The organism is Hahella sp. CR1 (genome assembly GCF_029813005.1).
GTDB lineage: Bacteria > Pseudomonadota > Gammaproteobacteria > Pseudomonadales > Oleiphilaceae > Hahella.
In genome coordinates, this window is record NZ_JAPELK010000023.1 from 43,102 (window position 1) to 56,438 (window position 13,337).

Below are 13,337 nucleotides of genomic sequence, written 5' to 3' on the forward strand. Positions count from 1 at the left end.
TAATTTCCAGAGTCCGCCCATGTTTGAGTTGTTGCTGCAAAGCGCCGTTTTCGCCGCCGGTGTGGTGTTGCCGATATTCTTTCTCGTCATCCTCGGCTTCTTATTGCGACGCAGCAACATGATTGACGGCGCGTTCATTGAGACGGGCTCCCGTCTGGTATTCAAAATCGCGCTACCTACTCTTATCTTCCTCAACGTCGCCGAACTACAGTTGGGGCAGGTGGTCAATCTGGCGCAATTGGGCTACGCCATCGTCTCCACGACGATTGGCTTTATTGCAGTCTGGCTCATCGCCAAACGCTATATTTCAGAACCTACGCAACTGGGCGTGTTCGTACAGGGCGCATTTCGAGGCAATCTGGGCATCGTCGGTTTGGCGTTATGCGCTGGCGCCTACGGCGCGCAGGGCGTGGCGATAGGGTCGGTGCTGCTGGGCTTCGTCACCCTGCTGTACAACCTGTTGTCAGTCTGGGCGTTAACCGCCTCGCAGCATCAAAACGCCAAGCTGCCCTGGGCTGGCGTGCTGAAAGAGATCGTCCGCAATCCCCTCATCATCAGCATCGTACTGGCGCTTGGATTTGCGGCATTACAGATTCCATTGCCGGAGATGGCGAAAAAAGCCGCCGGTTACTTCGCCGATCTGACTCTGCCTCTGGCGCTGCTCTGCGTCGGCGGCTCCATCAACGGCAAAGTATTGCGGGCGACGTCCCGACTCGCGCTGCACGCCACGCAACTGAAGCTGGTCTGGCTGCCTGTAGCGCAGATCGTGATTGCGTTCGCCATAGGCATACGCGATATCTACCTGGGTTCGCTCTTTCTCATGTTCGCCAGCCCGACCGCCACCGTCAGTTTCGTGATGGCGAAAGCCATGGGTGGGGACAGTGAGTTGGCCGCCGCCATTGTCGCCTTATCTACGTTGGCGTCCTTCGTCTCCCTGGCGATCGGCATTACCGTGCTGAACACGATTGGCTGGATGTAAGGCGCGGAGTCAGTCCAGCACTTTGATCATACGCACTTCACAGACTTGATGACCGGTATCTCCCATGGGGTCGGTCAGCAGTTCGAAGCCCAGGCGTTCGTATAAAGCGATAGCCTCTTTCAACGCGGCTGTCGTTTCCAGATAGCACTGCTTGAACCCCTGGTCCCTGGCGAACTTTTGCGCCATGAGCACGATTTTGTACCCCAGGCCTTGCCCACGGCAGACCGGCAGGAAGTACATTTTCTGTAGTTCCGCCACCGAGCCGTCTCCTCCCGCCAACGGCGCCACGCCACCGCCGCCGACGATGCGCCCTTCATACTCCACCACCCAATAGGCGGCGCCAGCGGTTGCATAGGTTTCATACATGGCGTCTACACTGGGGTCTCCGACAGCAAATCCTCGCTCAGGCGTAAGCCCGTATTCGGCGGAGACCTGACGGATGACCTCCGCCATTTGCGAGTTATCCGCAGCGGTGATGGATCGTAGGCTAAACTGAGAAGCGTTCGAGGTCATTGGCGTCCTTTTGCGTTGTATCAAGTCAATTTCTCTATGAGAAACCGATAATTACCCCATTTTTAGCGTTACATCAACCAAGACCTCGGCGTTAAGGAAAGCCATGGCTGAGCGAATATGCGATTGAAATTGATTGGGATAATCCTGGCCGCAGGGCCGCTATGCCTGGAAACGCTGATACAGGCTCCCGCCGACGCCCGTCATGGGCTCTCTATCCTGTGGATAGCCGCCGTGTTGTGGATGACGGAGTTGCTGCATGTCACCGTCACCGCCCTGTTGATTCCCATCATGGCGGTAACGTTGGGCTTACTGTCGGTCAGGGAGGGCTTCAGTGAATTCGCCAATCCCATTATCTTTCTGTTCCTTGGCGGCTTCGCTCTGGCTTCAGCGCTGCATAAACAGCAAGTGGACAGCGCCATCGCCGCCAAAGTGCTGCGCCTCACGCGCGGCAAAATCAGTCACGCTCTGATTTTACTATGCGCCCTCAGCGCGCTGCTCTCCATGTGGATCAGCAACACCGCGACGACCGCCATTATGATGCCTCTGGTTCTGGGCCTGCTCAGCCAGGAAAATGATCGCCCGGATAATCCTCGCGTATTCGCGCTACTGGCGGTGGCGTATTCCGCCAGCATCGGCGGCGTCGCCACCTTGGTGGGCAGTCCGCCCAACGCCATTGTCGCCGCGCAGTTGGGTATGTCCTTCAGCGACTGGATTCAACTGGGTTTGCCCGTGACGCTGATGCTGTGGCCGGTGATGCTTTTCATTCTCTACAAAGCGCTGCGACCGGATCTTAGCGGTCACGCCCAGACAGGGACACGCTCCGACTTTACCTGGACCCGTGAGCGTTTGATTCTACTGGGCATATTCAGCGCCACGGTTGCGATGTGGCTCTTCAGCAAGCCTTTAGGAGAACTGCTGGGAATAGAAAAAGACCTGGATAGCTGGATCGCTATATTGGCGCTGGTCGCGCTGACCGTCAGCAAAGTCGTTGCCTGGAAAGACGTCAGCGCCACCACAGACTGGGGAGTGCTGCTGCTATTTGGAGGAGGTTTGACCTTAAGTGTGGTGTTGAAGAGTTCAGGCGCCAGTCAATTACTGGGAGAATCCCTGGCGGCGCTGGTGGCCGCCTGGCCCGCCTATCTGTTGCTGCTGACCATCACCGCCTTTGTGATATTCCTGACCGAGCTGTCCAGCAATACCGCCACCGCCGCTTTACTGGTTCCGATCTTTCTGGCTTTGCCGACGGGGCAGCTGAGCCCCGAACAAACTGCGCTGACCATCGGTATCGCCGCCTCCTGCGCCTTCATGTTGCCGGTGGCGACGCCACCCAACGCCATCGTTCACGGGACTGGGCTTGTGCCCCAGAAAACGATGGTCAGGATAGGCTTCTATTTAAACCTCGCCTGCGCTCTGCTGGTCAGTGCGTTTATTTTCTTCTTCGCCTAACGGAATAACCAATGCGGGCGTGCTGATCGGCCGCAGCCAACGCAGCGCCTTGCGCGGCAGATCAAAGTACAACGCCAGCCCCAGCAGAATGAGGCAGCCGCCCAGCAGCACTGTGGGATGGATCGTCTCATCATTCAGCGTAACGCCCAACAGCAACGCCAGAACTGGCGTGACCAACGTAGCCATGGCCACCGTGGACGGCTGCAGTTTCTGCAAAACATAGTAGTAAGCGAAGAAACCCAATACGGAGCCTACCAGGGCCAGGTAAACCACCGCCCACAGACCACGATCGTTCAGGGTAATCTGGGGTATTTCCCCGTCCATCAACGCCCACAGAACAAAGTAACCGGGTAAGGCCAGCAGAATCGAGCCGAAGGTCAGCGCCAGTGGATGCGGCGTCGCTTTCTGTTTCTTCAACAACACGCCGCTAAGACTGAACAACGCCACGGCGCCCAACACCAGCAGCAAACCAAATGCGATAGCGCCTGAAGCATGCAGATCCTTGCCAAATACTGTCGCCAATCCGCTAATAGCCAGCCCCAGGGCTAGCCACTGGCTTTTCTGAAAGCGCGCTCCGTCCAGCAGATACACGCCAAGCAGGCCGGACATTATCGGCGACAGACCATACATCACGGAGATCAATCCGGAGGGAACGGTTTTCGAAGCGAAATAGGTCAGCATCATCGCGCCAAAGACGCCCATGGTTCCGCACAGATAGCTATAGAGGGAGTCCCTGTCCCAGTGCATTGGAATGCGATACAGACGGATAACCACGCCAGTGACGATCGCCGCGATCGTCATACGCAAACCTACCGCCACCGTCGGATGAAAGGACTGACTGCTCCAGACGACTCCCAGCGGCGTCGTGGACCAGACTAATATCACCATCGCATAAGCAAGAATAACCACCGCCAACCTCCGCGCCTTTCCTTAAACACAGCCGCTCGTCGTCACAGATTTATCGCAGTCGGGGAACTTTAGATCGGGCCCTCAGGGCAAAAAAAAGCCGCAGGGGAAGAACCGCTGCGGCATCAAGAACTGTTACGATCCCGCTATTTCACCGCTGCCGCATGCGCACATCGCAGAATGGACGCGCAAGACATTGCGGGCAAAGTGAAATAATGAAAACGCACTGTCGTATACATCCGCGTATGGTGGTCTTCCAGCCCCATACCAGCAATACGCAATAACCACATAAGCGCCCGCCGTCAGGGCGTATACGGTGAATGGACGCTGACTTTCCAAAGCGATATTTGCTAAAGTCTGATGTAACTGCGTCCAGGGAGCCACGGCTCCATATAATCACAAATTCATGACCGGCGTATGAACCGGCCAATAATGGACGACATTAGCGCTGAAACATAATTAGGGTCGCCGATGACAACTACAATAAAGCCCGAGTCTTTAACCTTGATAAAAGCCAAGATAATGCCTCCGCCCAGGCCTGCGCGTCTGTTGGAGCGGGAGAAGTTCGACGACCTGCTGCATGAGATCGATCCGATCAACCTGATCCTGGTGCAGGCGCCCGCTGGTTACGGCAAAACCACGATGATCGACGATCGACTGAACGCACTGGGCGCCAACGCCGCCTGGTTCCGTCTCGACGCTCAGGACAACCTGAGCGAGCAGTTCGCCTTTTATGTCGCTCACTCATTGAACGAAGCTACCCAAGGCGCCTGTCCGGAAACCCTGCGCACGTTAAACCAACAAGGTTACCCGACCTTGCAGACGTTCCTCACTGACCTGCTGTCTGAGTTACCCTTGGAAGGCGATCCGCTGCTTGTGGTGCTGGATGATTATCACCTGATCACCAATACAGAGATCCATAGCGGCGTGACGTTTCTTCTCCGACACCTGCCTCCCTACATTACGTTAGTGCTGTTATCCCGCACCACACCGCCCATCGGGGTCGCGCAGCTTCGCATGCAGGGGCGGATGCTGGAAATCACCGCCAAGGACCTTTCTTTCAGCGCCGACGAAGCTCAGGTGTATTTTGAGCAGCGCCTGAGATTTGAAGTATCCCGAGAGAGTATCGAGCGCGCCAACCGCCGGGTCGAAGGCTGGGTGTCAGCCTTGCAACTGCTGGCGGCGACCGCTTCTACTGGCGTCGAATTCAACGAATACGTAGAGCAGTTGCACAGCGGCAATCACTATATATTCGATTACTTTGACGAGCTTACCCGCACCAGTATCGACAACGAGCAGCGCCTGTTCCTGCTGCGCACCAGCGTGCTGGAACGCTTCAATGCCTTGATGGTGATGCGTCTGGCGCAACAACAGGACGGCCAGTTCCTTCTGAACTCGCTGTTGAACCTGGGGCTGTTCATCGTGCCGTTGGACAGCAGCGGCCTGTGGTTCCGCTACCATCCACTATTCGCCGCCTACTTGCGACATATGCAAGCCTGCGTGCTGCCGGATGAAACCGCACGTCTTCACCAACGCGCCAGCGACGCCTGGCGTGAAATGGGCTTTTTTGAAGACGCCGCCCGTCACGCAGTGCTGGCCAAAGACCAGCAACGCATCAAGGATATCCTGCTCAGTTGCGGCCGCGACTTTTTCACCGAAGGGCAGTTCAATCTGCTGCAACGCTGTTTCGACGCGCTGAATAAAGAAGTCATCGCCGATCACCCTATTCTCACTCTGCTGCGCGCCTGGGTGGCGCAGGGCCAGTACCAGTGGTCTGAAGTGGAGTCCTGGCTGAAAGCGGCGGAGCAGCATTTGAAAACCCACTGCAGCGAAGAAGAGTGGGAAGCCATCACCGGCGAATTCAACGCCGTGCGCGCCCAGGTGGCCATGAACGTCGGAGACGCAGAACGGGCGCAAACCTTCGCAAAATCTGCGCTGGCCCATGATCCGGTGTATCTGCCCACCTCTCGCACCGCGGCGTCTTCGGTTATTGGCGAATCCTTATTCGTGCAGGGCCACCTCAAGGAAGCCATTAACCGCATGCAGGACACCGAACAACTGGCGTTGGCGGAACATGCGCACCAGAACGTGATTTGGGCTTTGTGCCAGCAATCAGAGATCAGCGTCGCCCAGGGCTATCTGCAAAAAGCCTACAACATCCAGGAGAAGGCGCTGCAATATGCGGAAGACCACAGCCTGGAGCGTCTGCCCATTCTGGAGTTCCTGTACCGCATACGCAGTCAGATCATGTGGGAGTGGCACCATCTGGAAAGCGCGGAGCGATGCGCACTAAAAGGCATCGAGATTCTGGAAAGCCAGGGAGAACGCTGGTTCATCCAAAGCTACGTGATGCTGGCGAAGATCGCCCAGGCGCGGGGACGTCAGTCGCTGTGCGCGGACTATGTGCAGAAGATTCACAAGATGCTGGCCTCCGGCGAATACCATATCGACTGGACCGCCAACGCGCACGCCGCCATGCTGTCTTATTGGGACGCGGTGCGCGATAAAGAATCCATTCAACGCTGGCTGACCGCGGCGCCGGAGCCCACGCCAGAGCAGGCCACCAACCACTTTACCCAGTGCAATATCCGCAACTGGGCGCGGGCCTACGTCAGTCTGGGAGATTTCGACAAGGCGCTGCCGCTGTTGGAAGGCATCCAAAGCATGGCGGAACAGTTTGGCCTGAAAACCGATATCAACCGCAACCATATCCATCTATCGCAGCTTTACTGGCTCAACGAGCAACGTGAAGACGCCCTGCGCCACATGGCCATTGCGCTCAAACTCGCCAGCACCACCGGCGCGGTGGGCAGTTTCCTGCGCATCGGCAAGGTGCTGATCAACATTCTCAAAGCCTTGATCAGCGAAGAGCAGTTGGATGAGATGGAAAAACAGCGGGCGGAACGCCTGATCCAACTGGCGCAACAACAACGGGATTTCAGCCGCGCGATTCGCATTTCACTGGATGAAGCCATCATCCAGGATATTATCGACCGCCCTGACGTGCCGGAACTCATTCGCACCTCGCCCCTCACCCGCCGGGAGTGGCAAGTGCTCAGCCTTATCCATGCAGGTCTGTCCAACGACCAGATCGCCGAGCACATGAAAGTGGCGCCCACCACCGTGAAAACCCACATCCGCAGCCTCTACCAAAAACAGAACATCACCCACCGCTCCGAAGCCATCAATCTGGCGCGGGATCTGCTGAGTAAGATACAGGGGGAGTGAGCGCCGCTCCCCCCTCATACCCACCCTCCGCCTCCTCCTCCCCCCTCATCCCCACTACTACGCCAAGAAAAAAGAGGGAGGGAGGATGTTCGCCCGGTTCGCCGCAGGCACCATCTCCATAACTGTAAAAATAACAACGTCTTCCACTTTTCTGTGGGTGCAAGTGCGTTACCTGGTTTGGAGTTGTTAAGAGAGGCGACATGCAGGTTGATCGTGATTGGTGGCGCGGCGCAGTCATCTACCAAATTTATCCCCGTAGTTTTTTTGATTCCAACGGCGACGGCATCGGCGACCTGCCGGGCGTCACCGCAAAGCTGGACTATGTCGCCAGTCTGGGAGTGGACGCCATCTGGCTGTCTCCTTTCTTCACTTCCCCCATGAAGGATTTCGGTTACGACGTTTCCGACTATCGCAACGTCGATCCTATTTTTGGAACCCTGGAAGATTTCGAGACGATGGTGGCGGAAGCGCACAAGCGCGGCCTGAAAATCATCATTGACCAAGTGCTCAGCCACACTTCCGACCAGCACGCCTGGTTCAAGGAAAGCCGCAGCAGTCGCGACAATGCGAAAGCGGACTGGTATGTGTGGGCGGAGGCGAAACCCGATGGCACGCCGCCGAATAACTGGGTGTCTGTCTTTGGCGGTTCCGCCTGGGCGTGGGACAGCCGTCGTCGTCAGTACTATCTGCACAACTTCCTGACCAGCCAGCCTGACCTGAACTTCCACAATCCTGACGTGGTTGAACAAGTGCTCAGCGATGTCGAGTTCTGGCTGCAAAGAGGCGTAGACGGCTTCCGTCTCGACGCCATCAACTTCTGCTACCACGACAAGCTGCTGCGGGATAACCCCGCCAATACCGAAGTGGCGGAAGGCTCTATCGGCGTGCGTAAAGAAAACCCCTACGCCTATCAGCGTCATCTTTACGACAAGACACAGCCGGAGAACCTGCCGTTCCTGCAACGGGTGCGCGTCCTGTTAGAGAAATACCCGGGTACAACCACCGTGGGCGAAATCGGCGACGACAACTCCCTGGACACCATGGCCGCTTACACCTCCGACGGCGACAAGCTGCACATGGCGTACTCCTTCGATTTCCTGACCGAACAGTGCGACGCCAAGTTTCTGCGCAAGACTGTAGAAACCATCGAGTCAAAACTGGTGGACGGCTGGCCTTGCTGGGCGATCGGCAACCACGATGTCGCCCGCGTCGCCACGCGCTGGTGCGGACAGGAAGCGCCGCTGGCGTTGAACAAAGTCTTCATGACGATGCTGCTGACTCTGCGCGGCAGCGTCTGCCTCTATCAGGGTGAAGAACTCGGTCTAGTGGAAGCGGAGCTGGAATACGAAGATCTGGTCGATCCCTACGGCATCGCCTTCTGGCCGGAATACAAAGGCCGCGATGGCTGCCGCACGCCGATGCCCTGGAAAGCGGAGCAGGAGCATGCCGGCTTCACGACTGGAAAGCCCTGGCTGCCGGTCTATCCAGAGCATGTATCCGCCGCCGTGGCGGAACAGGAGGATGCGGAAGATTCCCTGCTGCATACCTATCGGGAATTCCTGCTCTGGCGCAAGGCGCAACCGCTTCTGCAGAAAGGCGACATCCGCTTCCTGCCAAGCCCACAGGATACCCTCGTGTATGAGCGCAGCCTGAACGGCGAACGCATGTTGGTGGCGCTGAACCTGTCGGCGCAAAGCGTGGATATCGAACTGCCCGCCGGCGCCAAAACGGTGGTGAGCGATCTCAGCGTTCTCAATGCGGAATGGAGCGACGCCTGCGTGCACCTTCCTGCATACGGAATCGGTATTTGTCAGCTGGCGTAAGCAACGCCGGCAATCAAGTTAAGAGGGTCCAGCCATGGCCAGCGTAACGCTAAGAAATGTCTGCAAAAGTTATGACACGGTAGAAATATCCAAAGACATCAACCTGGATATTGAAGACGGCGAATTCGTCGTCTTCGTCGGCCCGTCCGGCTGCGGTAAATCCACCTTGCTGCGTATGATCGCAGGCTTGGAGGAAATCACCTCCGGCGACCTGTTCATCGGCGAGGAGCGCATGAACGAAAAGGCGCCCATGCAGCGCGAAGTCGGCATGGTGTTCCAGTCCTACGCCCTGTACCCCCACATGAACGTGGCGGAAAACATGGCGTTCGGTTTGAAGCTGGCGAAAACCGCCAAAGCCGAGATCGACAAGCGAGTGGAAAACGCCGCGCGCATTCTGCAATTGGAGCACCTGCTGCAACGCAAGCCGAAAGACTTGTCTGGCGGACAACGTCAGCGGGTGGCCATTGGCCGGACCATGGTGCGCGAGCCCAAGGTGTTCCTGTTCGACGAGCCTTTGTCCAACCTCGACGCCGCTCTGCGCGTACAGATGCGTATCGAGATATCCAAGCTGCACAAGCGCTTGCAGAGCACCATGATCTACGTCACTCACGACCAGGTGGAAGCCATGACCATGGCGGACAAAATCGTCGCGCTGGATCACGGACGCATTGCTCAAGTGGGCAAGCCGCTGGAGCTTTACCACTATCCGTCCAACAAATTCGTCGCCGGCTTCATCGGTTCTCCCAAGATGAACTTCGTCACCTGCGCGGTGCTGGAAGCCAGCGCTCAGTCTGTCAAAGTCTCTCTGCCAGGAGCCATCGATCTGATCGTTCCAGTTAATGGCGCGGGGCTGAAAACCGGCGATAAGGCGACCCTGGGCATTCGTCCGGAGCATTTCGTCAGCGCGGAAGAAGGCGAAGTCATCCTCAACGGCGTGGTGAATGTGGTTGAAAGACTCGGCTATCAAACCCTGGTGCACGCCGACGTAGAAGGATTCGACAGCACCCTGACCTTGCGTACGCCCGGCGCCAATCCGGTACGGGAAAATCACCCGATTGCTTTGGGCCTCAAGGCGCATAACTGTCATCTGTTCAAAGAAGACGGCAGCGCCTGCCCGCGTCTTTATGTGGAGCCTGGCGTAGAGCTGTAAGCCAACGCCGGAATAGAAGCTGGAGATTGCCCGCTGCTGGCGCCAGTTCAGCGGCGTTAAAGGATTACTGCGACCGCAGTGATAAGACGGATCAAGCGATTCCTGTATCGCTCACTCCGTCTATGTAAGCACCTCGACCCTGAGTGTTTACTCAGCGCTTTGCCCGGCCTTCGCCGGGTTTTTTTTCGTCTGCCGCCAGTGTTTCCTGTTCACGCTCATCGCTTTCCTGCTGGGCCTTCTCTTCCTTTAATAAGTCGGCGGCGCCGGAAAAATCAAATCCCGTGTCTTCGTCCAACTGCTCTGGATCGAAACGGACGCCACAGCCCGCTTTCACTAATGGAGGCGGCTTACTTTGTCCTGTCTTTCTCGACATATCGACTCCTACCCAAATCAGGATTTTGGAATGCTGTAAAGCAGAACCTGCTTCTGCTGAATCTCCAGGGTTTTACTGGCTTTCCCTCCCAGCTTTTCCGCCAGACGCCGCGAGCGGGCGTTCAGGGGATGGATCAGGCTGACCAGAGAGGATACGCCCACGTGCGAAAACGCCACATCCCTGATTGCTTGCGCTGCCTCATAGGCATAGCCCTGCCCCCAGGATGCGCGACGCAATAGCCAACCGATTTCCATACCTGGCCATCCCTGCGGATAATAGAGTCCCGCACGCCCCAGCAGACGCCCGCTCTCAATCTCCTCCAACGCCCACAAACCATATCCCCGCAGACGCCAATGGCCGAGCATCAGCGCGAGGCTTTTCCAGGCTGCGTCCAAATCATACCCCTGGCCGTTCGCCATGTACCGCATCACTTCGTCGTCAGCCAGCATCTTGGCGTAATCCGGCAAATCCGCTTCCGTAAACTGGCGCAACCTTAAGCGCTCCGTCGTCAGCGTGAGCGGCGCTTTAATCTCAATACTTTGCATAGGTTTCGCGTCTTTCCATAGAGTCCGTGCAGATAATGGCTTTATTCAGCTTTCTACTACACTTGAATGAAGTTAATTAATTATATGCATCCTGGGTTAAGTCAGTTATTTATTATAGATATATCAACAAATTGATTTATAAACATATTTTCTAAAAATGAGTGATGACAGACAGATTTAACTAGACTTAAAAGTGGAACACCTGCAATTGGGACAGCAATGAACGCACTGGAACAAGAGTTCGGTTTTCAAGACATTGTGGAAAACGCCGCTGACGGCGTCTTGGTCACCAAAGCCTCGCCCTTGGACGATCCTGGTCCGGAAATCGTTTACGTCAACAGCGCCATGGAGGACTTGTCCGGTTACTCCAGAGATGAACTTCTCGGCGCCACTCCCAGAATGCTGCAAGGACCATTAACCGATGCAAGCGCCTGCCGACGCATTCGTCGCGCCTTGCAGGAAAAGTCTCAAGTGCGTTGCCGGCTGCTGAACTATCGCAAAGACGGCAGCCAATACTGGATCGAAATCAGCATCATGCCGCTGTTGGATAAAAGCGGCGCGGTCAGCCATTTCGCTGCAATCCAACGGGATATCAGCGCGTACGTGAAACTGGAGGAGCACTTCTCCAAAGCCGCCGGTAAAGACGAAACCACCTTGCTCGCCAACAAGGACCATTTCCTTGATGGGCTGGACAAAGAATGGCGCCGCGCCTATCGACATCATTCGCTGTTCTCGCTACTCACTTTTCAGGTGGACCAGTTCAACGCCTCCCATGCCCGAGATTCGGAGCAAAGCCAGCAAATGCTGGCGCTCATCGGCGCGACCTGCAAAGCGGTATTCCGTCGCGAGGACACGCTCGGACGCATCGGAGAAAACGAATTCGCCGTATTGATGCCGGAAACGGATCTGCGTCAGGCGGGCCTTGCCGCAGAGCGACTGCGTAGCAAGCTGGCGGCGCTGGTGGACCGCCACCCCAGCATCCGGCCGCCGTTTACAGTCAGTATCGGCATTACCCAGAACCAGTTGTTGGATGAACGCCCGGAAAGCGTTCTCAACCGCGCCCGCCAGGGCCTGATCAAAGCCGGCGCTCAGGGCGACCGGGTCACGATTGTGGAAATCTGACAGGCGAAACAGGGCGTAAGATCAGAACAAACAATAGAGGCAAACGGATGAGCAAGGCAGAAACCCCTTTGGAGCTAAGCGAAGAGCAATGGCTGCACATCAACGAAACCATCACCATGCTTACGCTGGCGGTGGCGCAGATCGAAGCCTCCATTCTGGAAAGCGAGAAATCTTTCGGCCGTTTGACTCAGTCCTTCACGACCATCGTGGAAACCGTCAACTCCGCCCCAGACCCATCTACACAAGCCCATGAACTGAAATTGCAATTGGACGGATTAAAGAAAGACGTCCATAACGCCGTGGTCGACTTCCAGTTTTTCGACCGCTTGGCGCAACGCCTTTGCCACGTAAAGGAAAGCCTCGGCGAACTGGGCGGACTCTTGCAGGCGCGCGAACGTCTGGACAAACCGGAAGAATGGAAGAACCTGCAACAGGAACTCAAAGGTCGCTACACCATGGCCTGCGAGAGAGAAATGTTCGATATGATCCTCAATGGCGTCGCCATTGAAACCGCTCTGGCCCACTTCAAAGCCAACTATCTGGATGAGATGGCTAAACAAAACGAAGATGACGGAGAAATCGATCTGTTTTAAACACGTAAACCGCCCCCTTCTCTACAGCGCGACTTTCACTTACTCCTTTTTCATGACTGGCGTTAGTCCCAAAGGACGATTGATCAAAAAACAGACACAAATACAATAACGCCAGCATTATTTCTGTTTGTAACCCGGCCTCTTCTTACAGCAACTCAGGTTCCCCCCCCCCCCGGTTTACCTGAGTCTTCATGCGTCCAGAAGCGGCCTTTAACAAGGGATGTTTCCTGATGCATTACCCCCGTCGCTTCCAAGTCAAACATCACTTGGATATCGTCGCCGATGAGCTGACGCGCATTGAGTCGCCCACCACCGCCATCGGTTATATCGAGAAATGTCTGAGCGACGGAGACGGGCGCGGCAAAGATTTCGACGCCTTTATTGCTTCGCTGCAGGGAAGTCATTTTCAGTCCACCTCCAACAAGTTTCCCGGCCGCACCGCGGCGACGTTCAATACCTGGCGCAACACCCTGATTCGCGAAGCGCGCCATGGCAATGTGTTGCTGGTGGTGGATGCAAGCGAAAAGCCTTTCCATCCGTTGATCGTTGAGAAGAACAAGAAGTTGACGCCGGGGCAGTCCAACACCCACGCCGCCACCCAGTTGTTGAATCGCCTGAAGCCGGTGAAAACGCCGTCGCCGAAACGTCCGGCGGGGACG

The 13,337-nt window shown here is 56.4% G+C and carries 11 protein-coding genes and 1 pseudogene; 8 read left to right on the forward strand and 4 right to left on the reverse strand.

The window, feature by feature from the left end:
* The first annotated feature begins 19 nt into the window (after positions 1-19).
* Entirely contained in the window at positions 20-979 is a 960-nt protein-coding gene (locus ONV78_RS30550; RefSeq protein ID WP_279508379.1) for an AEC family transporter, read from the forward strand.
* Positions 980-988: 9 nt separating this feature from the next.
* On the opposite strand, the gene ONV78_RS30555 is transcribed toward ONV78_RS30550, so the two are convergent.
* A complete protein-coding gene (locus ONV78_RS30555; RefSeq protein WP_279508380.1) occupies positions 989-1,492 on the reverse strand; it encodes a GNAT family N-acetyltransferase in 504 nt (167 codons plus the stop codon).
* A 117-nt stretch (positions 1,493-1,609) separates the two neighbouring features.
* On the opposite strand from ONV78_RS30555, the gene ONV78_RS30560 reads away from it, so the two are divergent.
* Positions 1,610-2,938, forward strand: a complete 1,329-nt coding sequence (locus ONV78_RS30560) for a DASS family sodium-coupled anion symporter (protein ID WP_279508381.1) — start codon at positions 1,610-1,612, stop codon at positions 2,936-2,938.
* On the opposite strand, the gene ONV78_RS30565 is transcribed toward ONV78_RS30560, so the two are convergent.
* A complete protein-coding gene (locus ONV78_RS30565) occupies positions 2,885-3,847 on the reverse strand; it encodes a DMT family transporter (protein ID WP_279508389.1) in 963 nt (320 codons plus the stop codon). The genes ONV78_RS30560 and ONV78_RS30565 overlap by 54 nt on opposite strands.
* A 468-nt stretch (positions 3,848-4,315) precedes the next feature.
* Here ONV78_RS30565 and malT point away from each other — a divergent pair, with 468 nt between their 5' ends.
* The 3 genes from malT to malK all read left to right on the forward strand — a co-directional run bounded on the left by malT (position 4,316) and on the right by malK (position 10,045).
* Positions 4,316-7,072 (forward strand): HTH-type transcriptional regulator MalT, encoded by a 2,757-nt coding sequence (gene malT / locus ONV78_RS30570; protein ID WP_279508382.1) that lies wholly within the window; start codon positions 4,316-4,318, stop codon positions 7,070-7,072.
* A gap of 200 nt (positions 7,073-7,272) precedes the next feature.
* The gene (locus tag ONV78_RS30575; protein WP_279508383.1) at positions 7,273-8,895 is read left to right on the forward strand and encodes an alpha-glucosidase family protein; all 1,623 of its coding nucleotides are present in this window, start codon (positions 7,273-7,275) and stop codon (positions 8,893-8,895) included.
* Positions 8,896-8,929: 34 nt separating this feature from the next.
* Entirely contained in the window at positions 8,930-10,045 is a 1,116-nt protein-coding gene (malK, locus tag ONV78_RS30580) for a maltose/maltodextrin ABC transporter ATP-binding protein MalK (RefSeq protein WP_279508386.1), read from the forward strand.
* Between the two features lie 151 nt (positions 10,046-10,196).
* Here malK and ONV78_RS30585 read toward each other — a convergent pair whose 3' ends face one another.
* Positions 10,197-10,418 (reverse strand): hypothetical protein, encoded by a 222-nt coding sequence (locus ONV78_RS30585; protein ID WP_216738998.1) that lies wholly within the window; start codon positions 10,416-10,418, stop codon positions 10,197-10,199.
* A gap of 17 nt (positions 10,419-10,435) precedes the next feature.
* Positions 10,436-10,963, reverse strand: a complete 528-nt coding sequence (locus ONV78_RS30590; RefSeq protein ID WP_279508387.1) for a GNAT family N-acetyltransferase — start codon at positions 10,961-10,963, stop codon at positions 10,436-10,438.
* A 219-nt stretch (positions 10,964-11,182) separates the two neighbouring features.
* Here ONV78_RS30590 and ONV78_RS30595 point away from each other — a divergent pair, with 219 nt between their 5' ends.
* The 3 genes and pseudogenes from ONV78_RS30595 to ONV78_RS30605 form a co-directional block, all read left to right on the forward strand.
* Positions 11,183-12,085: a GGDEF domain-containing protein gene (locus ONV78_RS30595; protein ID WP_216738996.1), complete on the forward strand. Its 903-nt coding sequence runs from the start codon at positions 11,183-11,185 to the stop codon at positions 12,083-12,085.
* Between the two features lie 47 nt (positions 12,086-12,132).
* Positions 12,133-12,678 (forward strand): hypothetical protein, encoded by a 546-nt coding sequence (locus tag ONV78_RS30600; protein ID WP_216738995.1) that lies wholly within the window; start codon positions 12,133-12,135, stop codon positions 12,676-12,678.
* A 230-nt stretch (positions 12,679-12,908) separates the two neighbouring features.
* Positions 12,909-13,337 (forward strand): annotated as a pseudogene (locus tag ONV78_RS30605) (RHS repeat protein); the annotation flags it as partial.